This window comes from Bradyrhizobium huanghuaihaiense (assembly GCF_007830635.1).
GTDB lineage: Bacteria > Pseudomonadota > Alphaproteobacteria > Rhizobiales > Xanthobacteraceae > Bradyrhizobium > Bradyrhizobium huanghuaihaiense.
Map to the genome: position 1 here is coordinate 36,061 of NZ_VLLA01000001.1, position 24,903 is coordinate 60,963.

24 protein-coding genes are annotated in these 24,903 nt (G+C 65.2%); 15 read left to right on the top strand and 9 right to left on the bottom strand.

From position 1 onward, the window contains the following. Positions 1-178: 178 nt before the first annotated feature. The gene (gene cysC, locus IQ16_RS00180; protein ID WP_018646642.1) at positions 179-2,095 is read right to left on the bottom strand and encodes an adenylyl-sulfate kinase; all 1,917 of its coding nucleotides are present in this window, start codon (positions 2,093-2,095) and stop codon (positions 179-181) included. A gap of 20 nt (positions 2,096-2,115) precedes the next feature. Beyond that, entirely contained in the window at positions 2,116-2,910 is a 795-nt protein-coding gene (gene cysD / locus IQ16_RS00185; protein ID WP_020608061.1) for a sulfate adenylyltransferase subunit CysD, read from the bottom strand. Between the two features lie 245 nt (positions 2,911-3,155). Between cysD and cysG the strand changes: the two genes are divergently transcribed. From cysG to IQ16_RS00245, 12 genes are all read left to right on the top strand, one after another. Then, the gene (gene cysG / locus IQ16_RS00190; RefSeq protein ID WP_018646645.1) at positions 3,156-4,580 is read left to right on the top strand and encodes a siroheme synthase CysG; all 1,425 of its coding nucleotides are present in this window, start codon (positions 3,156-3,158) and stop codon (positions 4,578-4,580) included. Beyond that, on the top strand, positions 4,577-4,894 hold the full coding sequence (locus IQ16_RS00195) for a DUF2849 domain-containing protein (RefSeq protein WP_018646646.1): 318 nt from the start codon (positions 4,577-4,579) through the stop codon (positions 4,892-4,894). Before cysG ends, IQ16_RS00195 begins: the two co-directional genes overlap by 4 nt. Before the next feature lie 11 nt (positions 4,895-4,905). Then, a complete protein-coding gene (locus tag IQ16_RS00200) occupies positions 4,906-6,561 on the top strand; it encodes a nitrite/sulfite reductase (RefSeq protein WP_018646647.1) in 1,656 nt (551 codons plus the stop codon). Then, the gene (locus IQ16_RS00205) at positions 6,548-7,063 is read left to right on the top strand and encodes a DUF934 domain-containing protein (RefSeq protein ID WP_018646648.1); all 516 of its coding nucleotides are present in this window, start codon (positions 6,548-6,550) and stop codon (positions 7,061-7,063) included. The genes IQ16_RS00200 and IQ16_RS00205 overlap by 14 nt, the downstream gene beginning before the upstream one ends. Beyond that, a complete protein-coding gene (locus IQ16_RS00210; RefSeq protein WP_018646649.1) occupies positions 7,060-7,785 on the top strand; it encodes a phosphoadenylyl-sulfate reductase in 726 nt (241 codons plus the stop codon). The genes IQ16_RS00205 and IQ16_RS00210 overlap by 4 nt, the downstream gene beginning before the upstream one ends. A 108-nt stretch (positions 7,786-7,893) precedes the next feature. After that, positions 7,894-8,895, top strand: coding sequence for a sulfate ABC transporter substrate-binding protein (locus IQ16_RS00215; protein ID WP_018646650.1), 1,002 nt, complete (start codon positions 7,894-7,896; stop codon positions 8,893-8,895). Between the two features lie 37 nt (positions 8,896-8,932). Then, on the top strand, positions 8,933-9,769 hold the full coding sequence (gene cysT, locus IQ16_RS00220) for a sulfate ABC transporter permease subunit CysT (RefSeq protein ID WP_080648153.1): 837 nt from the start codon (positions 8,933-8,935) through the stop codon (positions 9,767-9,769). A 10-nt stretch (positions 9,770-9,779) separates the two neighbouring features. After that, the gene (gene cysW / locus IQ16_RS00225; RefSeq protein ID WP_018646652.1) at positions 9,780-10,703 is read left to right on the top strand and encodes a sulfate ABC transporter permease subunit CysW; all 924 of its coding nucleotides are present in this window, start codon (positions 9,780-9,782) and stop codon (positions 10,701-10,703) included. Further along, complete coding sequence (locus tag IQ16_RS00230; protein ID WP_018646653.1) at positions 10,693-11,727, top strand: sulfate/molybdate ABC transporter ATP-binding protein; 1,035 nt, start codon at positions 10,693-10,695, stop codon at positions 11,725-11,727. Before cysW ends, IQ16_RS00230 begins: the two co-directional genes overlap by 11 nt. Before the next feature lie 178 nt (positions 11,728-11,905). Next, positions 11,906-12,409 (top strand): CAP domain-containing protein, encoded by a 504-nt coding sequence (locus tag IQ16_RS00235; protein WP_018646654.1) that lies wholly within the window; start codon positions 11,906-11,908, stop codon positions 12,407-12,409. A 94-nt stretch (positions 12,410-12,503) separates the two neighbouring features. After that, positions 12,504-13,679: a DUF3734 domain-containing protein gene (locus IQ16_RS00240; protein ID WP_018646655.1), complete on the top strand. Its 1,176-nt coding sequence runs from the start codon at positions 12,504-12,506 to the stop codon at positions 13,677-13,679. Position 13,680: 1 nt separating this feature from the next. Next, positions 13,681-14,469 (top strand): 3-hydroxybutyrate dehydrogenase, encoded by a 789-nt coding sequence (locus IQ16_RS00245; RefSeq protein WP_018646656.1) that lies wholly within the window; start codon positions 13,681-13,683, stop codon positions 14,467-14,469. A gap of 132 nt (positions 14,470-14,601) precedes the next feature. Here the strand turns inward: IQ16_RS00245 and IQ16_RS00250 are convergent, their stop codons facing one another. From IQ16_RS00250 to IQ16_RS00265, 4 genes are all read right to left on the bottom strand, one after another. Beyond that, on the bottom strand, positions 14,602-15,426 hold the full coding sequence (locus IQ16_RS00250) for a sulfite exporter TauE/SafE family protein (RefSeq protein ID WP_018646657.1): 825 nt from the start codon (positions 15,424-15,426) through the stop codon (positions 14,602-14,604). 189 nt (positions 15,427-15,615) lie between these two features. After that, positions 15,616-16,983 (bottom strand): flippase, encoded by a 1,368-nt coding sequence (locus tag IQ16_RS00255; RefSeq protein ID WP_018646658.1) that lies wholly within the window; start codon positions 16,981-16,983, stop codon positions 15,616-15,618. Positions 16,984-17,287: 304 nt separating this feature from the next. Next, positions 17,288-17,686: a hypothetical protein gene (locus IQ16_RS00260; protein ID WP_018646659.1), complete on the bottom strand. Its 399-nt coding sequence runs from the start codon at positions 17,684-17,686 to the stop codon at positions 17,288-17,290. 242 nt (positions 17,687-17,928) lie between these two features. Then, entirely contained in the window at positions 17,929-18,762 is an 834-nt protein-coding gene (locus tag IQ16_RS00265) for a protein-disulfide reductase DsbD domain-containing protein (protein ID WP_018646660.1), read from the bottom strand. 142 nt (positions 18,763-18,904) lie between these two features. Here IQ16_RS00265 and IQ16_RS00270 point away from each other — a divergent pair, with 142 nt between their 5' ends. Continuing rightward, positions 18,905-19,549, top strand: coding sequence for a YqgE/AlgH family protein (locus IQ16_RS00270; protein ID WP_018646661.1), 645 nt, complete (start codon positions 18,905-18,907; stop codon positions 19,547-19,549). A 187-nt stretch (positions 19,550-19,736) separates the two neighbouring features. On the opposite strand, the gene IQ16_RS00275 is transcribed toward IQ16_RS00270, so the two are convergent. Both IQ16_RS00275 and IQ16_RS00280 read right to left on the bottom strand, forming a co-directional pair. Beyond that, positions 19,737-20,624: a TauD/TfdA dioxygenase family protein gene (locus IQ16_RS00275; RefSeq protein ID WP_018646662.1), complete on the bottom strand. Its 888-nt coding sequence runs from the start codon at positions 20,622-20,624 to the stop codon at positions 19,737-19,739. A gap of 202 nt (positions 20,625-20,826) precedes the next feature. Continuing rightward, positions 20,827-21,606: an SDR family NAD(P)-dependent oxidoreductase gene (locus IQ16_RS00280; RefSeq protein ID WP_018646663.1), complete on the bottom strand. Its 780-nt coding sequence runs from the start codon at positions 21,604-21,606 to the stop codon at positions 20,827-20,829. Between the two features lie 97 nt (positions 21,607-21,703). Between IQ16_RS00280 and IQ16_RS00285 the strand changes: the two genes are divergently transcribed. Then, the gene (locus IQ16_RS00285) at positions 21,704-22,441 is read left to right on the top strand and encodes an SDR family NAD(P)-dependent oxidoreductase (protein WP_026312565.1); all 738 of its coding nucleotides are present in this window, start codon (positions 21,704-21,706) and stop codon (positions 22,439-22,441) included. A gap of 171 nt (positions 22,442-22,612) precedes the next feature. Further along, the gene (locus IQ16_RS00290; protein WP_018646665.1) at positions 22,613-22,987 is read left to right on the top strand and encodes a CsbD family protein; all 375 of its coding nucleotides are present in this window, start codon (positions 22,613-22,615) and stop codon (positions 22,985-22,987) included. Positions 22,988-23,144: 157 nt separating this feature from the next. Here IQ16_RS00290 and IQ16_RS00295 read toward each other — a convergent pair whose 3' ends face one another. Next, positions 23,145-24,848, bottom strand: a complete 1,704-nt coding sequence (locus tag IQ16_RS00295) for an SGNH/GDSL hydrolase family protein (protein ID WP_018646666.1) — start codon at positions 24,846-24,848, stop codon at positions 23,145-23,147. Between the last annotated feature and the right edge of the window lie 55 nt (positions 24,849-24,903).

Sequence of the window (24,903 nt, forward strand, 5' to 3'; positions counted from 1 at the left end):
GACGTCGTCCTGGCGAAAGCCAGGACCCATTCTCCCAGGGAGGAGTTTGGCGAAGACTCGTCGTTCGGGGACTGGCCCCCGGCTACTATCGATAGATCACGCGGTATGGGTCCTGGCTTTCGCCATGACGACACCGTTGATGTGGCGCGGAGTGTGCCCCTTAAGCGGAGCACGTGCCTCAAATATTCGCGGCGAGGTCCACGAGCTCGTCGAACAGTACGCCCGATGTCTTGAGCATCTGCTCGATCTCGTCGGCCGCCTCGGCCACCGTCCGCTGCGACGTGTCGATCACGAGCTCGGCCGCCTGCGGCGCCTCGTAGTCGTTGCCGATGCCTGTGAAAGAGGCAAGCGCGCCGGCGCGCGCCTTCTTGTAGTGGCCCTTGGGGTCGCGCTCCTCGCAGACGCCGGCCGGCGTTGCGACATGGATCTCGCGGAACGCGGTATCGGCGATGCGGCGTGCGGCAGCGCGGTCCTCGCGCGCCGGCGAGACGGCGGCGACGATCGCGATGTGGCCGTTGCGGGCGAGATGCGTCGCGACCTCGGCGAGGCGGCGGATGTTCTCGCTGCGATCGGTGGCCGAGAAGCCGAGATCGCCGTTGAGGCCGGCGCGCAGCGTGTCGCCGTCGAGCAGGATCGGCGAGCCGCCATTGCTGAAGAGACGCCGCTCCAGCGCCTTCGCCAGCGTCGACTTGCCGGAGGCCGGCAGACCGGTGAGCCAGACCACGGCGCCGTTGTGACGATAGCGCGCCGAGCGCTCGTCGGGACGAAGCGCCGATTCCACCGGCACGATATCGACGGGCACGGCGCGCTGGCCGGCATCGACCGACAGCACGAGGCCGCCGCCGGCGATACGGCCGGAGACCTCGATCACCAGACGCCCGGTCCGCGGATTCTCGGTGTAGGGATCGGTGGCAATCGGATTCGAAAGAGAAATGTCGATCTCGCCGACATGGTTGCGGCCGATCGCCTTGTTCTCGCTGCTCGAGAGCTCGCCGGGATCGACCGCCTTCTCGATGGCGACGACGGTGGCGCGGCTTTCCTTCGGCCCGCAGCGCACCAGCAGCTGGTCACCCTTGGCGAGCGGCTTGTCGTGCAGCCAGAAGATGCGTGCGCGCAGCCGCCGCGTCTCGCGCGGCGCGGTGCCGGCATGCGCGACGATGTCGCCGCGCTCGATGAACAGCTCGCGGTCGAGCGTGATGCCGACCGAGCGGCCGGCTCCTTGCCGTCCCGCGACCGGCGTCACCGGCCAGCTCTCGACCGTCTTGATCTTCGCGATCTTGCCGGCCGGCATGATCACGATCTCGTCGCCGGCAATGAGGCTACCGGATTCGATGCGGCCTGCCACGATGCGGCGGTCGTCGAACTTGTAGATCGCCTGCACCGGCAGGCGCAGCGCCAGCGCTTCGAGCGGCCGCGCCGGCTCGAGCCTGTCGAGCGCCTCGACCACGGTCGGCCCCTTGTACCAGCCGATGCGGTCGGTGCGCTGGGCAACGCCGTCGCCATCGCGCGCGGAGATCGGGATCACGGCGGTCGGCGTCACGCCGAGACCGTTGAGATGCGCGGAAATCTCGTCGCTGATGTCCTTGAAACGATCGGCCGAGAAATCGACGCGGTCCATCTTGTTGACGACGACGGCGACCTGCTTCACGCCGAGCAGATGCAGGAGATAACCGTGCCGCCTGGTCTGGTCGCGCACGCCTTCGAGCGCGTCGATGATCAGCACCGCGCCGTCGGCCTGCGAGGCGCCGGTGATCATGTTGCGCAGGAATTCGGCATGGCCGGGCGCGTCGATCAAGACGATGTCGCGCGAATTGGTGCGGAAGCGGATCTGCGTGGTGTCGATGGTGATGCCCTGGTCGCGCTCGGTCTGTAGTGCATCGAGCAGGAACGACCATTCGAACGGCATGCCGCGCCGTGCGCTGACGGCTTTGAGCATTTCGAGCTTGCCGTCGGGCAGGCTGCCGGTCTCGTGCAGGAGGCGGCCGACCAGCGTCGACTTGCCGTGGTCGACATGGCCGACGATGACGATGCGCACTTGCGGACGCGTGGTGCCGTTCGGGGTCGCAGGCGAAGCGGGAGTGACGATCATGTTCATAGCCGCAAAGCGTCCTAAGGTCAGAGATAGCCGGCGACGCGAAGGCGCTCGAAGGCGTCCTCGGTCTCGTGGTCGAGCGCGCGTCCGGCACGCTCCGGCACCTTGGTCTGCTCGAGCTCGACCAGGATCTCGTCGATGGTCGATGCCGTCGAATTCACGGGGTTGGTGATGTCCTGATCGCCCAGCGAGCGATAGCGCTTGCCGTTCTGCGACAGATAAAGCGGGATGATCGGAATGTTCTCGCGCTTGGTGTAGGCCCAGATGTCGGCCTCGGTCCAATGCAGGATCGGGTGGATGCGCAAATGCGCGCCCTGCGGCGGCGAGGCGTTGAAGTGGTCCCAGAACTCCGGCGGCTGATCGCGCACGTCCCAATTGCCTTCGAGGCCGCGCGGCGAGAACACGCGCTCCTTGGCGCGGGTCGCTTCCTCGTCGCGGCGGATGCCGGCGATCAGGCCGTCGAAGCCGTACTTCGCGAGCGCCATCTTGAGGCCCTCGGTCTTGCGCGCGGCGGAACGGGCGGCGGGGGGAAGCGTCGGGTCGACGGCATCGATGGGCGGGCAGGGCTCGACGCGCAGATCGAGATCCCATTCCTTCCCGTAATGATCGCGGAAGCGATACATCTCCGGAAACTTCTTGCCGGTGTCGACATGGAGCGCCGGGAACGGCATGCGGCCGAAGAACGCTTTCCGCGCCAGCCAGATCATGACGTTGGAGTCCTTGCCGAGCGACCACAGCAGGGCGATCTTCTTCAGGCGGGCGAAGGCCTCGCGAAAGATGTAGATGCTCTGCGCCTCGAGCTGGTCGAGATGGTCCATGCTGGGCGCAACGTCAGCAGAAAATTCTTGCGAGCCTGAGCGGCTGGCGGAGGCCGGGCTGCTCACTCCGACAGCTGCGGAATCGTCCTTGAGAAGATGCATCTCTGCCACTTTGCGTTTGGAGGCGAATTTTCTATAGTTGCGGTGCAGAAGAGAAGAAAAAATTTTCTCTTTGCGCGCTCGAAACGACACATATATAGAAAATAATTCCAGTCAACCCCGGATGTGGGGGAAGCGAGTATCGCATGCGGTTCTTGCCGGTGTTTCTCGATCTGAAGGCCGGTCCGGTGGTCCTCATCGGCGCGGGTGAGCTTTTGCGCGCCAAGCTGCGCGTGCTCGCCGCTGCCGGCGCGCGCCTCCGCGTGCATGCGATCGACGGCAATCATGACCTCGGCCTTGGCTCCGAGGACGCTTCGCGCATCGAAATCGCGGCCGGCGATCCGCTGACCGCTGATCTCTCCGGCGTCATCGCTATCGTCTGTGCGGGTGCGGGCGACGTCGGCGTTGCCATGTCGGCGCGGGCGAAGGCGCTCGGCCTGCCCGTCAACGTCATGGATGATCTCGAGCATTCCAGCTTCATCTTCCCGGCCATCGTCGATCGCGGCGATGTCGTGGTCGCGGTCGGCACCGGCGGCACATCGCCGGTGGTGGCGCGGCGCGTGCGCGAGAAGATCGAGGCGCTGCTGCCGGCGCGCATCGGCGAGCTCGCCGAGTTCATCGGCACCTTCCGCAAATCCATCAACGAGCGCATCGCCGAGTTTCCGCTGCGCCGCCGCTTCTGGGAGCGCGTCATCGACGGTCCGATCGGTGCCGCCGTGCTCTCGGGGCGCAAGGGCGAAGCGGACGCGGCGCTCAAGGCGATTACCGATCCCTCCGATTTCGCGCGTGCCGACAAGCCGGAAGGCTCGGTCGCGCTGGTCGGTGCCGGTCCCGGCGATCCTGACCTCCTCACCATCAAGGCGCTGCGCGCACTTCAGGACGCCGACATCGTCTTCCACGACGAGCTGGTTTCGCCCGAGATTCTCGACCGCATCCGCCGCGACACCACGCGCGTGCCGGTCGGCCGCCGCGTCGGCAAGCCCGGCATCGGCCAGGACGCCATCAACAAGCGCATGATCGAGGCCGCGCAATCAGGCCAGCGCGTGGTGCGGCTGAAGGGCGGCGATCCCCTCGTGTTCGGCCGCGGCGGTGAGGAAGTGGAAGCGCTGCGTGCCGCCGGCCTCGCCTATTCGATCATTCCCGGCATCACCGCAGGACTGGGTGGCGCTGCCGATTTCGAGGTGCCGCTCACTTACCGTCACGAAGCAACCCGCTTCACCTTCCTCACCGCGCACAAGGCGCGCGATGCCGAAGCCGTGGACTGGTCCACGATGATCGACACGAAAATGACGGTCGTGGTCTACATGGGCATGACTGCGGCACCCGCCGTGCGCGCCGGCCTGTTCGCGGCCGGACGTTCGCCGGAAACGCCGGTCGGCGTGTTCGCTCGTGTCACCCGGCCCGATGCGCAAGGAGCGATCGGTACGCTGCGCGACCTGCCCGAGCTCGTGCGGCGGATCCAGGGCGGTCCCGCCATCCTCATCATCGGCGACGTGGTCCGGCATGCCGGCTCGCTTCGCCGCCAGACACCCAAGCAAATCATCTCTGACCTATTGGATGCAGCCGAATGACCTCTCCGCTCGAACAGAAGAAGATCAAGATCGCCGGCCCCTCGGTTGTGACCGCCAACCGCACCTGGGACGGCATCGTGGTGTACCGCACCGCCGCCAAGAGCTGGTCCGCGGACCTCTCGGAAGCTGCGATCGTGCGCAACTCCGACGAGGCCAAGGCGTTGCTTGCGGAGTCGGTGGCCGATGACGTCGGCGCCATCGGTCCCTATATCGCGCCCGTGCAGGTCGGCGAGGACGGCAAGATCCTGCCCGGCAACCTGCGCGAACAGATCCGCCGCACCGGCGTCACCATCGGACAGCCGGCCCAGGTTTAAGGCATTCTTCTATGTACGCTTACGACGAAATCGACCGCACGCTCGTCAACGAGCGCGTCTCGGAGTTCCGCGACCAGGTGAAGCGGCGCTTGTCCGGCGAGCTCACCGAGGACGAGTTCAAGATCCTGCGCTTGCAGAACGGCGTCTATCTGCAACTGCACGCTTATATGTTCCGCGTCGCGATCCCCTACGGGACGCTGGCGACGAACCAGTTGCGGGCGCTGGCGCATGTCGCGCGCAAATATGACCGCGGCTATGGCCATTTCACCACGCGCCAGAACATCCAGTTCAACTGGATCAAGCTCGCCGAGCTGCCGGACGCGCTGGCGGATCTCGCCGAGGTCGGCATCCACGCGATGCAGACCTCCGGCAACAACATGCGCAACGTCACCTCGGACCAGTGGGCCGGCGTCGCGCCGGGCGAGATCGAGGATCCCCGCATCTGGTCGGAGCTGATCCGCCAGCACACCACGCTGCATCCGGAATTCTCGTTCCTGCCGCGCAAGTTCAAGATTGCGATCACCGCCTCGGACCACGATCGCGCCGCGATCAAGATCCACGACATCGGCCTCCGCCTGATCAAGAACGAGAAGGGCGAGACCGGTTTCGAGGTGCTGGTCGGCGGCGGTCTCGGCCGCACGCCGTTCATCGCCAAGACCATCAAGCACTTCGTGCACGGCCGCGACATCCTCAGCTACATCGAGGCGATCCTTCGCGTCTACAACCAGTACGGCCGCCGCGACAACATCTACAAGGCGCGCATCAAGATCCTGGTGCACGAGCTCGGCATCGAAAAATTCTCGCGCGAGGTCGAGGAGGAGTGGCAGCACATTCGCAACTCCTCGCTCCAGATCGACGACGAGGTGATCGAGGACATCCGCTCGCGCTTCACCTATCCGGCCTACGAGAAGCTGCCGCACATGCCGGACGAGCTACGCCAGGCCGCGGCCGATCCCGAGTTCGAGGCGTGGCGCAAGAACTCGGTGGCTCCGCACAAGGTGCAGGGCTATTCGATCGTCACGATCTCGCTGAAGCCGACCGGCGGGCCTCCGGGCGATGCCACGGCCGAGCAGATGGACGCGCTCGCTGACCTCGCCGACAAATATTCCTTCGGCGAGATCCGGGTCGGCCATGAGCAGAATCTGGCGCTGCCGCACGTCGCCAAGCGCGATTTGCCGGCGTTGTGGAAGGCGCTCGACAAGCTTGGCCTTGCGACGCCCAACGTCAATCTGATCACCGACATCATCGCCTGCCCCGGGCTCGACTATTGCTCGCTGGCGAATGCGCGCTCGATCCCGATCGCGCAGGAGCTGACGCGGCGCTTTGCCAATCATGAGCTCGCCAACCTGATCGGGCGGCTGCACATCAACATCTCCGGCTGCATCAATGCCTGCGGCCATCACCATGTCGGTCATATCGGCATTCTCGGCGTCGAGAAGAACGGCGAGGAGGTCTACCAGATCACCATCGGCGGCCGCGCCGACGAGAACGCCGCGCTCGGCACCCTGATCGGTCCCGGCGTCAAGTTCGACGAGGTCGCCGACGTCATCGAGGACGTCGTGGAGGCGTATCTGGCGCTGCGCGAGCGCCCGGAAGAATTGTTCATGGACACGGTGAAGCGCCTCGGTGTCGAACCCTTCAAGGAGCGCGTCTATGCCACTCGTTAACGGCGGAAAGATCGCCGACGACAGCTTCGTCAAGCTGGCCGTCGACACCCCGCTGCCCGAGGGCGGCGACATCCTGGTGCCGGCAGAGCGCTTCCTCGGCGAGGCCGACGCGCTGCTCAAGCGTTCGGGCAAGGTCGGCGTGATCTGGCCGAACAATCGCGACATCGCCGAGCTTGTGCCGTATCTCGGCAAGATCGCCGCGGTTGCGCTGGTGTTCCCGACCTTCCGGGACGGGCGCGCCTACAGCCAGGCGCGGCTGCTGCGCGAACGCTACAACTATCGCGGCGAGCTGCGCGCGACGGGCCAGGTGCTCCGCGACCAGTTCGTGTTCATGCTGCGTGCCGGCTTCGATTCCTTCGAGGTCAAGAAGCAGGCCGACGCAGAAGCCTTCATGCAGACCGCCAAGCGCTATTCGGTGTTCTACCAGCCGACCGGCGACGGCCGTGTCACGGCGCTGCACCGACGCATGCAGCTGCGTCACTCCGAAGGTGTCGGCACGTGAACGCGATCGCGCCTCAGGTTTCGTCCATCTCTGCGCTGGCCTCAGTGGAGGAGCTCGATCGCGCCTTGCGCGATGCCTCGCCCGCGGAGGTCATTGCCGCGGCCGTGAAGACGGTCGGGCGCGAGAAGCTTGCGCTGGTGTCGTCCTTCGGCACGGAATCGGCGACACTCTTGAAGGTGATGGCGGATGTCGATCCTGCGATCCCGGTGGTCTTCCTCGACACCGGGTGGCTGTTCGAGGAGACGCTGGCCTATCGCGACACGCTGATCGCGGCGCTGGGCTTGAAGGACGTGCGCTCGATCAAGCCGGCGGAGGAGACGCTGTCGCGCGAGGATCCCGACCGTGACCTCTGGTTCTCCGATCCCGATGCCTGCTGCCGCATTCGTAAGGTCGAGCCGCTGGCGCGCGCGCTGCAGCCGTTCGACGCCTGGCTCAACGGCCGCAAGCGCTTCCAAGGCAATGCACGCGCCGATATTCCCGTCGTCGAGATCGACGGTGCGCGGTTGAAGTTCAACCCGTTCGCCAATGTCTCGCGCGAGGAACTCGAAGCGATCTTCGTCCGCGCCAAATTGCCGCGTCATCCACTGGCTGCCTCCGGTTTCCTGTCGGTTGGGTGTATGCCTTGCACCAGCAGAACGGCCGAGGGCGAGGATGCGCGCGCCGGTCGCTGGCGCGGCCGGTCGAAGACGGAATGCGGCATCCACACGATGAAGATTTCGTAGCACAGTTGAGCTGCCCGGCTGCGAACAAGAAAATCCGGTTCCGTTGACTTAAGAGCGTTTCGCCCCGAGTTATGCCTGCCATCGATGACGCCGATGTCGTCGAGGTGAATGGAGATGGACATGATGCGCCGTATCGTTCCGCTCGTGGCAGGACTGCTTTGGGCAAGCTCGGCTCTCGCCGCCGACATCAATCTTCTGAACGTGTCGTACGATCCGACGCGTGAGCTCTATGCCGAGTTCAACAAGGCGTTCGCGACCGCCTATCAGAAGGAGACCGGCAAGAGCGTCGAGATCAAGCAGTCGCATGGCGGCAGCGGCTCGCAGGCGCGTAGCGTGATCGACGGCTTGCAGGCCGATGTGGTGACGCTGGCGCTCGCCTATGACATCGACGCCATCGCCGGTAAGGGCCTCACCGCGGCCGACTGGCAGAAGCGGCTGCCGCAGAATTCATCACCCTACACCTCGACCATCGTGTTCCTGGTGCGCAAGGGCAATCCCAAGGGCATCAAGGACTGGGACGATCTGCTCAAGCCGGGCGTTGCCGTAATCACGCCCAACCCGAAGACCTCGGGCGGGGCGCGCTGGAATTATCTCGCCGCCTGGGGCTTTGCGCAGAAGAAATACGGCTCGGCCGACAAGGCCAAGGACTTCATCGGAAAACTCTACCAGCAGGTTCCGGTGCTGGATACCGGCGCGCGCGGCGCCACCGTGACCTTCGTCGAGCGCGGAGTCGGCGACGTGCTGCTCGCCTGGGAGAACGAGGCGTTCCTCGCGCTGAAGGAGTTCGGCGCGAACAAGTTCGAGATCGTGGCGCCGCCCCAGTCGATCCTCGCCGAGCCGCCGGTCGCGATCGTGGACAAGGTTTCCGACAAGAAGGGCACGCGCAACGCGGCCGACGCCTACCTTCAGTACTGGTACACCAAGGAGGGCCAGGAGATTGCCGCGCGCAACTTCTACCGTCCGCGCGATGCCGAGATTGCCAAGAAGTACGAAAACGCCTTCGCCAAGGTCGAGCTGTTCACGATCGACGACGTCTTTGGCGGCTGGACCAAGGCGCAGAAGGAACATTTTGCCGACGGCGGCGTTTTCGATCAGATTTACAAGAACTGATCGGGCGCCGACGTAGGAGGCTTTAGCAGGGGGCCTGGTGAGCGCACTAGCAGCACGACGCCGGACATTGCCGGGCTTCGGTCTCACCATGGGACTGACGCTTTCCTGGCTGTCGATCATCATCCTGATTCCGCTTGCCGGGCTGTTCCTGAAATCGTTCGAGCTCAGTCCCGAGCAGTTCTGGAACATCCTCTCCAGCCGCCGCACTCTGAACGCGCTCCGCGTCTCCTTCGGCCTCGCCTTCGCGGCCGCCTGCGTCAATCTTGTGATGGGCAGCATCATCGTCTGGGCGCTGGTGCGCTACCGCTTTCCAGGCCGGCGCATCTTCGACGCCATCGTCGACGTGCCGTTCGCGCTGCCGACGGCGGTGGCCGGCGTCGCGCTGACCGCGCTGTTCGCCGAGAAGGGCTGGCTGGGAGCGCCGCTCGCCGCGCTCGGCATCAAGGTGGCGTTTACGCCGGTCGGCATCTTCGTCGCCATGATCTTCATCGGCATCCCCTTCGTGGTCCGCACCGTGCAGCCGGTGCTCCAGGATCTCGACCCCGAGATCGAGGAGGCCGCGGGCAGCCTGGGGGCCAGCCGCTGGCAGACCATCATCCGCGTGATCCTGCCCTCGCTCGCACCGGCGCTGCTGACGGGGCTTGCGCTGGCCTTTGCCCGCGCCGTCGGTGAATACGGCTCGGTGATCTTCATCGCCGGCAATCTGCCCAACGTCTCGGAGATCGCACCGCTCTTGATCGTGATCCGCCTCTCCGAATTCCGCTATGCCGATGCGACCGCCATTGCGGTGGTCATGCTTGTCGTCTCCTTCGTCGTCATCTTCGCCGTCAACCGGCTCCAGCGCTGGGCGCAGAGCCGGATTCCGGCGCGCTGAGGAGGATGCGATGACGATGCAGATCGCAGATACCGTGTCGCTCTCGGCTTCCGATGCCAAGGCCCGTGAAAAGGCGCGCGCGCATGCGGCGGCAGCGCGTGACAATCTTCGCACCGAGCCGCGTGCGGTGCGCATCGCCATCATCACGCTGGCGATCATGTTCCTCACCGTCTTCGTCGTGCTACCGCTGGTGGTCGTGTTCGCGCAGGCGTTTTCGCGCGGCATCCTCGCCTATCTCGCCGCGCTCGCCGAGCCGGAGGCGATGGCGGCGATCAAGCTGACGTTGATCGTCGCGGCGATCTCGGTCGGCCTCAATCTCGTGTTCGGTCTCGTCGCCGCCTGGGCAATCGCCAAGTTCGAGTTCAAGGGCAAGACCTTCCTGATCACGTTGATCGACCTGCCGTTCTCGGTCAGTCCGGTGATCTCGGGCCTCGTCTTCGTGCTGCTGTTCGGCGCGCAAGGCTATTTCGGCAGCTGGCTGCGCGACCATGATATCCAGATCCTGTTCGCGGTGCCCGGCATCGCGCTTGCAACCACCTTCGTGACGTTCCCGTTCGTGGCGCGCGCGCTGATCCCCTTGATGCAGGAGCAAGGTACGCAGGAGGAGGAGGCCGCGATCTCGCTCGGCGCCTCGGGCCTGCAGACCTTCTTCCGCGTCACGCTGCCCAACATCAAATGGGGCGTGCTCTATGGCGTCCTGCTCTGCAACGCCCGCGCGATGGGCGAGTTCGGCGCGGTCTCGGTCGTCTCCGGCCACATCCGCGGCGAGACCAACACCATGCCGCTGCTGGTCGAGATCCTCTACAACGAGTACCAGTTCGTCGCCGCCTTCGCGATCGCCTCGCTGCTGGCGATGCTGGCGCTGATCACGCTGATCGCAAAAACCGTCCTCGAACGTCATCTCGACGAAGGAGAAGACGCAAGTGACCATTGAAGTCAGGAATCTCGTCAAGAAGTTCGGCAGCTTTGCCGCCCTCGACGGCGTCGACCTCAAGGTCGACAATGGCGAGCTGCTGGCGCTGCTCGGGCCCTCCGGCTCCGGCAAGACCACCTTGCTGCGCATCATCGCCGGTCTCGACTGGCCGGATTCCGGCGAAGTCTCCTTCAACGGCGAGGACGCGCTGGCGCAAGGAGCCCGCGAGCGTCACGTCGGCTTCGTGTTCCAGCATTACGCGCTGTTCCGCCACATGACGGTGTTCGAGAACGTCGCCTTCGGCCTGCGCGTGCAGCCGCGCGCGGTCCGCAAGGACGAGGCTACGATCCGTGCCCGCGTCAAGGAGCTGCTCGATCTCGTCCAGCTCGACTGGCTCGCCGACCGCTATCCGAGCCAGCTCTCCGGCGGCCAGCGCCAGCGCATTGCGCTCGCCCGTGCGCTGGCGATCGAGCCGCGCATCCTCCTGCTCGACGAGCCCTTCGGTGCGCTCGATGCGAAGGTGCGGAAAGAGCTGCGCAGATGGCTGCGCTCGCTGCATCACGAGATCAACGTCACCTCGATCTTCGTCACCCACGACCAGGAGGAGGCGCTCGAAGTCGCCAACCGCGTCGTGGTGATGGACAAGGGCCGGATCGAGCAGATCGGCTCGCCCGACGACGTCTATGAGACCCCGGCGACGGCGTTCGTGCACGGCTTCATCGGCGAGTCCATCGAGCTGCCGGTCCAGGTCGACGGCGGCGTGATCAGGCTCGGCGACCGGCCGCTTCAGCTCACGGCGGAGGGCCTCGTGCCTGGCGCGTCAAAGCTGTTCGTACGGCGACATGACATGCTGGTCGGCCCGCCCGGCACCGGCGCCTTCGAGGGCGCGGTCCAGCACGTCCGCAATTTCGGTCCGGTGCAGCGGGCGGAGGTCGCGCTGTCAGGCGGCGAAACCATCGAGATCGACGCCCCCCGCGACAAGGAACTGCGCGCCGGCGACACCATCGGCCTCAATCCCCGCCGCTACCGGATCTTTGCGGCGTAGGCTCGCGTCATTCCGGGATAGTCCGAAGGACCAGACCCGGAATCTCGAGATTGTGGCGCGAGATTCCGGGTTCGATGCTTCGGATCGCCCCGGAATGACGGCTACGATTTTCCTCAAAATTCACCTTTCAGCCACGGTTGGTATGCAACAACGGCCCCCTCATTGGGGGCCTCGATTCATGCGCGCTGCGGCCGCGATTCTCATCACTTTGCTGCTCGCCGGCTGTGCCGGCAACGAAGCGCCGGTCCAGCAGCCGTCGATGTATACGGACATGGCGGTCCCGGGCGCCCAGCTCGACGCGCAGGCTGCCGCGGTGATGATCTCGCAATACCGCCAGAACAACATGCTCGGCACCATCGTGATCGACCCTGATCTGATGCGGCTCGCCGAATCCCAGTCCCAGGCCATGGCCGCGGCCAACAAGATGGACCACGACGTCCGCGCGCCGCTGGCCAAGCGCCTTGCCACCGGAGGCTATCCGGCCACGGTTGCCGTCGAGAACGTCTCGGCCGGCTATCATACGCTGGCGGAAGCTTTTTCCGGCTGGCGCGACTCGCCTCCGCACCGCGCCAACATGCTCAAGAGCGGTGTCACAAAATTAGGCATCGCGGCGAGCTATGCTCCGGGCACCAAGTACAAGGTGTTCTGGACCATGATCCTGGCCTCGACCGAGCCCCGATAAGCCAGACTTGATCCCCGGATGCATTGACGCCGCGGCGGACTGTCGCCACGGTGGCGCGCCATTTGCTGTTGTTCCCTTATGCTATTGTTCCCTTATGACCGATCATAGCCCGGAATCCGCCAGCGTCCCCGCCAATGCGCAACGCGTCCTGGTCCTGCAGGGCGGTGGCGCGCTCGGCTCCTATCAGGCCGGCGCCTTTCAGGCGCTATGCGGCTACGGCTTCGAGCCGGATTGGGTCGCCGGCATCTCCATCGGCGCGATCAACGCCGCCATCATCGCCGGCAATGAGGGCCACACCCGCGTCAAGCGGCTGAAGGAATTCTGGGAAATGGTCTCGGCGCCGGTGCCGTGGAAGCCGGTCGGCAGGAGCGATCACAGCCGCGAGCTGTTCAACTCGACGAGTGCGGCGCTGATCGCCACTTTCGGCGTGCCCGGCTTCTTCGTGCCGCGCGTCCCGCCCGCGCCGATGTGGCCGCCGGGCCATCCCGAAGCCGAGAGCTATTACGATACCGCGCCGCTGAAGAAGACGCTGGAGCGGCTGGTCGATTTCGACCGCATCAACGACCTCAAGACGCGCTTCTCGGTCGGCGCGGTCGGCGTCACCTCGGGCAACTTCAAATATTTCGACAATTACGAGTTCAAGAAGCTCGGCAAGAAGATCGGCCCCGAGCACATCATGGCTTCCGGCGCGCTGCCGCCGGGCTTTCCCTCCGTGATCATCGACGACGAGCATTACTGGGACGGCGGCATCGCCTCCAACACCCCGCTCGATTACGTGCTCGATGCCGAGCTCGCGCGCGACATGCTGATCTTCCAGGTCGACCTGTTCTCGGCGCGCGGCGATCTGCCGAATTCGCTGCTCGAGGCGACCGAGCGCGAGAAGGACATCCGCTTCTCTAGCCGCACGCGCATGAATACGGACAAGAACAAGCAGATCCACAATGCCCGCCGGGCCGTGCGCGACCTGATTTCCAAATTGCCCGATTATCTCAAGAACGACCCTTCCGTCGAATTCCTTGCCAAGGCAGCACGTGAGAGCACCGTCACGGTGGTGCATTTGATCTATCGCAGCAAGAACTACGAATCCTCGTCCAAGGATTACGACTTCTCGCACGTCGCCATGGTCGAGCATTGGGAAGCCGGCGTGCGCGACGTGCACCTGTCGATGCGCCACAAGGACTGGCTCGAGCAGCCGCAGTCCGGCGAGACCATGGTGACCTACGATCTCACGGGGGACGTCACCGCGCCCCCGCCAAAAAGGAGCGAATAACATGGGTACTCTGTCAGGCAAAAACGCCGTCGTGACCGGATCGACCAGCGGCATCGGGCTCGCCTATGCGCGCGCCTTTGCCGCGGCCGGTGCCAACGTCGTCATCAACGGCTTCGGCTCGCCCGAGGACATCGAGAAGGAGCGCGCCAAGATCGAATCCGATTTCGGCGTCAAGGCGGTCTACTCGCCCGCCGACATGACCAAGCCCGCCGAGATAGCCGGCATGATCGCACTCGGCGAGAAGTCGTTCGGCTCGGTCGACATCCTCGTCAACAATGCCGGCATCCAGTTCGTCTCGCCGATCGAGGAGTTCCCGGTCGAGAAGTGGGACCAGATCATCGCGATCAACCTGTCCTCCGCCTTCCATGCCATCCGCGCCGCGGTGCCCGGCATGAAGAAGAAGGGCTGGGGCCGCATCATCAACACCGCCTCGGCGCACTCGCTGGTCGCCTCGCCCTTCAAGTCGGCCTATGTGTCGGCCAAGCACGGCATCGCCGGCCTGACCAAGACCGTGGCGCTCGAGGTCGCGACCCACAAGATCACCTGCAATTGCATCAGCCCCGGCTATGTCTGGACCCCGCTGGTGGAGAAGCAGATCCCCGACACGATGAAGGCGCGCGGCCTGACGCGTGAGCAGGTCATCAACGATGTGCTGCTCGACGCGCAGCCGACCAAGGAGTTCGTCACCTCCGAGCAGGTCGCGGCGCTCGCGCTGTTCCTGTGCAGCGACGATGCCGCGCAGATCACCGGCACCAACCTGTCGATCGATGGCGGCTGGACCGCGGAGTAAGCGCTCGATGCCGTAGGGTGGGCAAAGGCGCGCCAGCGCCGTGCCCACCATTTGTCCGCGGTTGAGAAAGAGCGGTGGGCACGCTTCGCTTTGCCCACCCTACGAGAGTGAGAACGAGGCGGCCGCTCTCGCTCAATGCGTCCAGGCCAGCGCCGTCACGATGGCCGACGACAGGTTCAGCTCCGCGAACATGATCTTGCCGGCGACCACGAACAACACGCTGGCAAGGGTCAGGCGCAGCACCGTCTCGGGGACGCGTGTCGCGCTGTAGCTGCCGACGATGATGCCGGGCAGCGAGCCCAGCAGCAGCACGCCCATCAGCGCCCAGTCGACATCGCCAAGCGCCCAGTGCCCGATGCCGGCCACCAGCGTCAGCGGCACGGCATGGGCGATGTCGGAGCCGACGATGGTTGCCATCGGCAGGCGCGGGTAGAGCAGCAGCAGCACGGTCACGCCGACGGCGCCGGCGCCGACCGACGAAATCGAGACGAGCACGCCAAGCACGATGCCCGTGATGACGGTCGCAACCGCCGTGGTGCGATCGTCGACCTGCTCCAGTCTCCTGCGATAGCGCTCCATGATCGCCTTGCGGAAGATCAGCGACGTCGCGGTCAGCAGCAGTGCGAAGCACAGCACCAAATTGACCAGGCTGCGCTCGGTATCGCTTTTGAGATCGAGCTTCCACAGCACCAGCAGCGTCAGCGCGCTCGCCGGAATGCTGCCGCAGGCGAGCCGCAGCACCGCCGGCCAGTGTACGCTGCGCGACCAGCCATGCACGATGCTGCCGCCGGTCTTGGTGGCGGCGGCATAGAGCAGGTCGGTGCCGACGGCGGTGGAAGGATGGACGCCGAACAGCAGGATCAGCAGCGGCGTCATCAACGAGCCGCCACCCACGCCGGTCATCCCGACAAGCAGGCCGACGCCAAATCCGGAGGCGACGTAGAGTGGATCGATCATGGTCTGGGGAATGTTAGGTTTATCTCGTCCGTTGGGCAATACGACGTAGAATAAACTTTCCCCGAGTGGCAACTACTTAGGAGGAATAAGAAAAATCATGCTGCTGGTTCTGAATGGGTAGGAGTTTCGCCTCATTCCGCGCCATGCCGCGAAACAGCCGTTCCACCGCACCGGCAAGGCGCGCAGCGTCTACTTGCCGAACGCCAGCACATGCAGTCCCAGCCGCTGCCGCACGATCCAGAACAGCAGCACCGTCTCGAAGCTCAGCGAGATCGAGGTCGCCGCGGCCGCGCCATGGCCGCCGTAGCGCGGCACCAGCGCGATGCAGAGCACCAGGTTCATCACGAAGGCCAGCGCGTAGGCCAGCGCGCAGATCTTCTGCTCGCCGAGCATGTTGAGCAGGCGCTCGACCGGGCCGATCGCGGCGCGCACCACGAGGCCGATCGCTGAGACGAACATGATGTCGTAGCCGACCACGAATTGCGGCCCGAACAGCCAGAGCAGCGGCCTGCCGAGCGCGAGCAGCACGATGGTCGCCGACAGCGACGGCCAGAACGTCCAGTTGATGGCGTGCGCGACGTAAGCCGACAGCCGCGCCTTGTCGCCGCTGGCGTTGTATTCCGCGAAGCGATGCGCCGTTGTCGCCGACATCGCGTAGTGGATGAACGAGACCAGCGCCAGCGTCTTCACCACGGCGAAATAGACGCCGACCTCGTCGGATGGCCGAAACTGTTGCAGCACGAGCACGTCGGTATAGGACAAGAGCAGGTAGAAGCTCTCCACCAGCAGGATCGGTAGCGATATGGCGAGCCAGCCACTGACATCGTAGGCCTTCGGGCCCGGCTCGATGTGGTCGGCGAGCTTGCGGTTCAGCACCACCATCTGGCCGGTCATCGCGATCCACACCGCACCCAGGCTCGCGACCATCGCGGCGACCGCGCCGAGATGATAGCCGAGCAGGAAGGCGGCGCCCGTGATGCCGATGATCAGCGCTTGGCGGATGATGAATTGCGGCATCAGGCCGAGCTGCATCCAGTCGTGCGAGCGCGCGATGCCGTCCTGGGTGTTGGCGACGACGAAGGCCGGCAGCGTCATGCAGCCGATATAGAGCGGCAGCACCTCGGCCGGATCGATCCAGGGCGACAGCAGCCTGACGATGCCGGCAAGGCCGAGCGACACCAGCGTGGAGACGGCAAAGGTCAGCCAGCGGCTACCGAAGAGGAAGCCGCGCAGCAGCGCATGCTCGCCGCTCGTGCGGTACTCCGGGATGATTTTTTGCGCGGAGGCCGAGATGCCGAAATCCATCATGCTGCCGAGCAGCAGCACCCAGGTCCAGACATAGACATAGATGCCGTAGTCGGACGTGCCCATCCAGCGTGCGAGCAGCACCTGCGAGACATAGGCAAGGCCCGCGCTGATGACGCGGATGATGAAGATCGTGCCCGCCAGCCGCCGCGTCAGCGACGCCTCGCTCGATCCGCCCGTCAGCTTGCCGCGCAGTCGCGCGATCAGTCCGGCCGGTCCGGTCGTTGCTGGCTCTGCATCCATCACGGCCAATTCGAGGGTCCCCAAACGTCCCGCACCAAGCGTTCCGCATGCTGCGGCAGCCTTTGACCTAGCAACCATTCGTTAAGATACGGTTGGGTCAACGATATTGTCCCGGCCTAGGCGCGTACGCATGAACTGGCGCGGTGGTCAGGCCGCGTATGAGGTCAGTGCTGTGCCGAAAGGGGCCAGCGACCATCAGCTGGAAGACAAGAGTCTGGCCGCCTCCACGTTGACCCACTCAGAACGAGAACCACGGTCCGGCATGAAACAGGCGGCCCTTTGGGCCGCCTGACCTAGCCTGGGTGCAGATGGGTTATTGGCAGAGATGCTGGCGACCGTCAGCACCCTTGTAAAGGGTGCCAGGCCTGCAGACGATGCCGTTGCGGGCGGCATATTGAGACCAGCTGCCGTTCCAGCCGTAACCGCCGTCGCCGCCGCCATACATGGCGTAGGAATTGCCCCAGCCGCCGGGATTGCCCCAGCTGCCGGCGGCGGGAGCGCCTACTGGCGCCGGCTGTTGATACGCCGCTCGACGAGCTGCTTGCCGATACCGAGGGGCGGTGGGGGGACTGCCGGTTCCAAGACCGGTGCAGTTGGCGAATTCAGCTTGGCAGAGGTCCGGATTGGATTGGGCCCACTGCGCTGGTGCAGCAGAACTGAACAAGGCGGATGCCGCAACCACGGCCGCGCCAAGAATCCTCGGATTCATCATGGCTTGCTCCTTGTGGTTTGACGTGGCGCTGAATGCCACGCTTGACAGAGCCTATACGACGCTTGCGAGACTGACCATGTTGCTTCGGCATCGCCAAAATTGGGACTGCTCTGGGTCCAGGACAGTAATGCTCTGACTGATCGTAAGATTTCCGCTTGAGCGTTAGAGGCCGACGTCTGCGCCTTCTCGAGTACACGTTCTCGTGTGCAATTATGCACGGGAGCGGGGACGATCGGCAAACTTCATTCCAGGTTCGTATTGAACTCGTACGACTTCTCCGGCCCAACCAGCGTGAACTTCAGCGCTGCGCCCTCGGCCTTGGCGCCCGGCGGCAGCCCGTCGAGCTCAAATGAGAAGCGCTTCACGCCGGGCGGGCTGGGCGCGATCGGCGCGGGGATCGGCAACGACCAGTCGGGCGTCGGCCCTTCGACGAACAGATTGACGTTGCGGCCATCAGGCACAATCACGTCGACCACCACATTCTTGGCCCCGTCGCGCTTGATGTCGCGGATGGTGAGCGGATTGGGATCACCGATCGTGGCGGGCTTGGGCACGGTGTCGAGCGCGGCACGCAAGTTCGCGTCCTCGGTCGAGGCGACGCTGTTGAAGCCGAGCTCGGCATTGGCCTCGACAGGAATGCAAAGTTTCTCGCACACCGCGTAGTTGATCTCGGCACGCAGCGTCACCGGCTTGTCGGCGGACTTGGCGACGATGCGCAGCGGCAGCACGATCTGGTCGTGATAGCCGATCGAATGGCCGCCCGCGCCGTCGTCGAATTTCAGCGGCGCCGGCCACATCACCGTCACCGCTTCGACATTTTCTGATTTCGAGAAGTCGAACCGCGGCGGAACGCCGGAATCGCCGGGCATGCGCCAGTAGGTCTTCCAGCCGGGCTGGAGCTGGAAGGCGATACCGCCGAGCAGCACGGCGCCGCTACGCGATCCCGCCAGCAGCCGCACTGCGGAATGTCCGTCGCGCTGCCAGGGCGAGGCGTCGTCGGCGTGCGCGGCAAGCGCCGACGCAAGCAGGGTTGTCGCGATGCCAATCGCCGCACGCAGGGGAACTCTTGTCAGCATGGCACGTCTTTACAGGGTCACACCTAGGCAAACCATTGAATTGCTTGTGATGCATGCACTCGAATCAAATCTCTGCAAGCCTTGATTTGACAGCGGCTAGGTCCGACATCAGGATAGGAATTGAAACCGGAGTGCTTCAGCGATGGCTCCCACTGGCAAGAGGACGGGCGAAAGCACCCGAGGCGCGGGCGCCGGGCTCCCCAATTCGGCCGGTTATCTCGACGGCCGACTCCTGATCGCGATGCCCGTGATGGGCGATCCCCGTTTCGAGCGCTCGGTGATCTATCTCTGTGCCCACTCGGCCGAAGGCGCCATGGGCATCATCGTCAACCACCCGGCCGGCAGCATCGATTTCCCCGAGCTGTTGCAGCAGCTCGGCATCATCAAGAAGGGCGAGCACATCAAGCTGCCGGGGAACGCCGAGAGCATGAAGGTGCTGCAAGGCGGTCCCGTCGACACCGGCCGCGGCTTCGTGCTGCATTCCAGCGACTTCTACATCGAGAAGGCTACGCTGCGGATCGACGACGGTGTCTGCCTCACCGCGACCGTCGACATCCTGCGCGCGATCGCCAATGGCTCCGGCCCCAAGCACGCCATCCTCGCGCTCGGCTATGCCGGCTGGGCACCGGGCCAGCTCGAGACCGAGATCCAGAGCAATGGCTGGCTGCATTGCGATGCGGACGCCGACCTGATCTTCGGCGACGACGTCGACGAGAAATACGGCCGCGCCCTGCGCAAGATCGGCATCGACCCCGGCATGCTCTCGAACGAGGCTGGGCACGCGTAGCTGGCGTTGAGTGTAGCTCAACTCCCACCACGTCATTGCGAGGAGCGAAGCGACGAAGCAATCCAGAATCCCGACGCGGAGGGATTCTGGATTGCTTCGCTTCGCTCGCAATGACGGAGTGTGTTGAAGCGCCCGCGCCCTGTCGTCGGCATCTCTGCCGTCGCTGCCTTCACCACGACTGCCGCGCCTACTCCGCCGCCTGCTGCTGCACCGTCGGCTCGGTCCCTGCGACCGTCGCCCTGCGCATGTCGCGGGGCTGGGACTGGTCGTAGCGGCGGACGCGGTGCATGGTCTGGCGGTTGTCCCACATCACGAGATCATGCAGCTTCCATTTGTGGACGTAGACGAAATCTGCTTGCGTCGCGTGTTCATTCAGATCGCGCAGCAGGAGGCGTCCCTCCGGCATGCTCATGCCGACCACCTTGCCGGCATGCGATGAGAGATACAGCGATTTGCGGCGATGCACGGGATGCGTCCGCACCAGCCGCTGCAGCACCGGCTTGAACATCTCCTTCTCTTCGTCGGTGTACTCGGTGAAGCCGAGCGATCCCCGCGAATACATCAGCGAGTGCTCGCAGACGAGGTCCTCGATCTCCGCCTTGGTCTCCTCGTCCAGCGCGTCGTAGGCCGCGCGCATGTCGGCGAACTCGGTGTTGCCGCCCTTCGGGTTGACCACCCGCGCCGACAGCAGCGAGAATTTTGCCGGGATGGGGCGGAACGAGCTGTCGGAATGCCACAGGCAGTTGCCGAGATTGAACAGATGCGCGCGGCTGTCCTTCGCCAGCGGCTTGCCGTCCTTGCCGAGATTGGAGACGTCGTTGAGGCCCGACTGCAGCCGGTAATCCTTCTCCTTGGTCACGGTGCCGCCGCGCGCATCCTCGCGCTGGCCGAAATTCAGCGCGAAGGCCATCTGCTGCTCGTCGTTGATGTCCTGGTCGTGGAAGACCAGCACCGCGTATTTGTCCATGGCGGCCTCGACCTCGCGCGCCTCGTCAGGTGTGAGAGGCTTGCGCAGATCGAGGCCGGACACCTCGCCCACAAAATATTTCTGAAGCTGCCGGATGGCGATCGTCATGACGTTCTCTCCCGCGTGCCGCGAACGGTTGGTCCGTTCTGTCGGTGAAAAAGCTACTCCCGCACTCGTCGTTGTCAACGCTCAGTGCGCATAGCAGCCCGTAGCCCGGATGGAGCGAAGCATAATCCGGGGTTCTCACCTCGTGGAAAGACCGTCCCGGATTGCGCTGCGCTCCATCCGGGCTACGCACCTTTGACGCCTCTCACGCGTTCCGAGCCATCAACCCGCCATCGACGGGAATGACCGCGCCAGTGAGGAACGACGCTGCCGGCAGGCACAGGCTCAGCGTCATATGCGCGACCTCTTCGGGGTTGCCGTAACGGCCGAGTGCGGTGCGGCGCTTGGCGTAGATGGTCTTGTGCTCCTCGGAAATGCGGTCGGTGATGGCGGTGCGGATCGGGCCCGGGCAGATGCAGTTGACGGTGATGCCTTCACGGCCGAGCTCGACCGCGAGCGAGCGGGTGAGGCTCGCGACGCCGCCCTTCGCCGCCGAATAGGGGCTGTGCAATGCGGTGGCGCCGAGCGCCTCGGTGGAAGCGATGTTGACGATGCGCGGGCTCTTCGACCGGCGTAAATGCGGCAGCGCGGCGCGGATGATGCGCGGATGCGCCGTCAGCATCACGGCGATGCCCTTGGCCCAGGCGTCTTCGTAACCTTCGTCGTCGATTGCGACGCGCACGGAGATGCCGGCATTGTTGACGACGATGTCGAGCCCGCCGAAATGTGCGGCGACATCGCCGACCACGCGCTTGATCTCGCCGGCGTCTGCAACGTCGAGCTTCCACGCCTTCGCCGCGCCGCCGCTCGCCGCGATCTCCTTCGCGAGAGACAATGCACCCTGCTCGTCGTAATCGGTGACAGCGACGTTCGCGCCCTCGCTTGCGAACACGCGCGCGGTGGCGCGCCCCATGCCGCTGGCAGCTCCGGTGACGAGAACGGTCAGGCCCTTCACGGAGCGGCTGAGCTCTTTGAACTCGGACATGCTGTTTCCTCGCTGGGTCTTGTTTGTTGTTATGATTGACAAGGCTGGCATCGATCCGCAGACAGGTCAAACAAGCAAGACAAAATGGGAGGCCGCGATGGCGAACGAGCTGGATTTTTCAGGCAAGCAGGTGCTGGTCGTCGGCGGTTCCAGCGGCATCGGCAACGGCATCGCACAGGCCTTTCGCGCCAGGGGCGCAGCCGTCGCCGTTTGCGGCACGCGTGCTCACGCAACGGAATATTCAGCCGAAGAAGGCTCCGATCTCACCGGTCTTTCCTATGCGCAGCTCGACGTCAGCAATGCCGCTGCGATCGATGCGTTCAAGCCGTCGTTCGAGCGGCTCGACATCCTGGTGCTCGCGCAGGGCGCGGTGATCTATCGCCGCGGCGAGTTCGAGATGGCTGGCTTCCGCAAGGTCGTCGAGGTCAATCTGATGAGCCTGATGGCCTGCGCCACGCGGTTTCATTCCATGTTGCGGGATGCGAGGGGCGCGCTGATCATGGTGTCCTCGACGGCCGCCTATCATTCCACCATGGGCAATCCCGCCTACAACGCCTCGAAGACCGGCGCGGTCGGATTGACGCGCACGCTGGGCGAGGCCTGGGCCGAGGACGGCATCCGCGTCAACGGCATCGCGCCCGGCCTCGTCGACACCAAGATGACGAAGGTGACGACCGACAACCCCAAGCGGCTCGAAGGCGCGCTCGCGCGCATTCCGCTGCGGCGACTGGGCACGCCGGCCGACATGGCAGGCGCAGCCTTGTTCCTGGCCTCGCCGCTGTCGTCCTACATCATCGGCCAGACACTGGTCGTCGATGGCGGGCTGATCTTGTAGAGGATCCCGTAGCCCGGATGGAGCGCAGCGCAATCCGGGGTCCTTCAATACGATTGACGCTGTCCCGGATTACGCTGCGCTCCATCCGGGCTACACACTACACTTTCGTCGACACTTGGAACTGCGCTGCGCCTGATCGGTTACTTGGGCTGACCCCCGAGGAGGAGCATCATGGACACGGATCGGATTGTCGGATCAGCCAAGGAATACGCCGGACGCGCGGAAGGCGCAGTCGGAGACATGGCAGGCGATGCCAAGACGGAGGCGTCGGGCAAGGCGCGCGAAGCTGCAGGCACGGTGCAGAACCTCTACGGCCAGGCCAAGGATGCGGTGCGTGATGCTGCGGATACCGCGACGAACTACGCCAAGGACGCCTATGAGAACAGCGGCGACACCTTCCGTGATGGCACGCAGGCGCTGTCGAAGAAAGTGCAGGACAATCCGCTCGGCGCGCTGCTTGTTGCCGGCGGCATCGGCTTTGCGCTGGCGCTGCTGATGTCGCGCCCCGCCCGCCGTCCGCCGCCGCGCTGGCGCTATTACGGCTGATAGCCGTAAACACGTATCTCTCGTGCCCCGGACGCGCTGCAGCGCTAGAGCGCTGCTGCGCAGAGCCGGGGCCCATTCTTTTTGAAGTAGATGCTGGGTCCCGGCTCTGCGTCGCATCACCAAGAGGTGCTGCGCCGCGTCCGGGACACGAAATCGACTATCGGGTCACTTCCGCCGATCGCCCGACATTACCCGGCGGACGCGGAATCGCGGGGTTCTGCGCCGGATTGCGCGGCCCGGGCGCCGGCGCCAGTTGACGCGGCGCCGGCGGCGGCGAGCCGAAGCCGAAGAAATCCCGGAATGACGGCGCGGCCTGCGCCGGCTGCTGCTGCTGTGGCGCGACCGGCGGCTTCTTCGGCGCGAGCTTGGGAGGGGCGATCGCAGCGGCCGCACCCGATGCATTGGGAGAGGCGGTGGCGCCGTCAGGCGTCGTCGCCGCCATCGGCGTATCACCCTTGGCCTGCTCGCGGCCGACCTCACGGCGCGGCCAGGCGTAATCGTCGGCGCGTCCGGCGGGCGCCGTCAGCGGCTCGCCCTTCACCATCGTCTTCGCCGCGAGCGCATCGACGGCGGCGGGACGCGAGCCCGGGCCGCCCAGCAATTGATCGGTCGAGATCGAGGCCGCGACCAGCGGCACGATCGGGCCGGCCAGCGGCCGCGGCGCCGGCTTGCCGGGCTCGGCGCTGGTGTCGGGCGTCGCAGGCTCGCTCGGCAGCGCGATCGGGCCGGAGCGCCCCGCCAGCAGGCGCGTGATCTCGCGCTCGACATAGTGGGCGAGTTTTCGCGCGCCCGGCTTGGTGAAGTAGACGCCGTCGGAGCTGCGGAGCTGGCGGATCTGGCCTTCGAAGTCGGGGCCCTTCTGCAGGAAGCGGCCGGCCTCGTCGACGAAACCGTCCCAGACATCGACATAGGTGATGCCGGCCTTGGCCGCGCCCTCGCGATAGAGCGAATCCAGGAACAGCATGTCGGCCGTCCCCTTCTGTCCCCGGATCGCGGGCAGGCCGACCCAGAGCACCGGCACGCCCTTGGCCTTGAGCAGATTGGCCAGCTCCTCGACCTTCTTGGTGTAGAGCTCGACCCAGCGCTCGTCGCGGAATTCGTAGAGGCCGTTGGGATTGCGCGCCGTCTTTTCCGGAGCGGCCGCCGGCGTGTCGGCATTGTCGGCGTCATCCTGCGGCAGGTCGGCATCGGCAGGCTTGTCGTCCGGCTTGGCGGCGGTGTCGGGCTTGGCGTCGCCGGGCTTCGCCGGTTGCTTGGCGCGGGCGCCCTTGTCGTTCTTCTTGTCCTTGTCTTTGTCCTTGTCCGACTTGTCGGCGACAGGTTCGCGGATCGCGATGCGATCGTTGAGGCCGAGCATGACGACGATCACGTCGGGCTTCTCGGTCTCGAGGATGCCCTTCGCCGCCGCAGTCCAGTCCGAAGGCTCGCCCTTCGGCTGGTACTTGATCAGGCCGGACGTGGTCTTGTGCTTGCGGATCACGCCCATGTCGGGCTGCTCGCTATAGGCATCTTCGAGGCCGTAGGCGAGCCAGTCGGCCATGGCGTCGCCGATCACCAGCACGTTCTTGTCGGGCGTGGTGTCGCGCTTGGCTGGTGCCGGTGCGCGCGAAAAATCCTGGCGCGGCGCCTGCTGCTGTTGCTGCTGGAACGGCGCGAAGAAGTCGCCGCCGAACCATCCACCGCCGCCTCCGCCCTGGCGCGGCGGCGGGGCCGAACGCTGCGGCGGGCCGCCGAAGCCGGGGAAGTTGAAGAACTGCGCGGAAGCGGGCCCCGCGACCGAGACCAATATCGCAAGCGCCGTCCCCAGCGCGATTAGCGGGCCGGTCTCGGTCAGCGCCTTGAACAGGGACTTCTTCGACATGCGATCTGGGCCGCGCGCAATGGGGTCTGGAATTGGCTCGATATAATAACGGAAT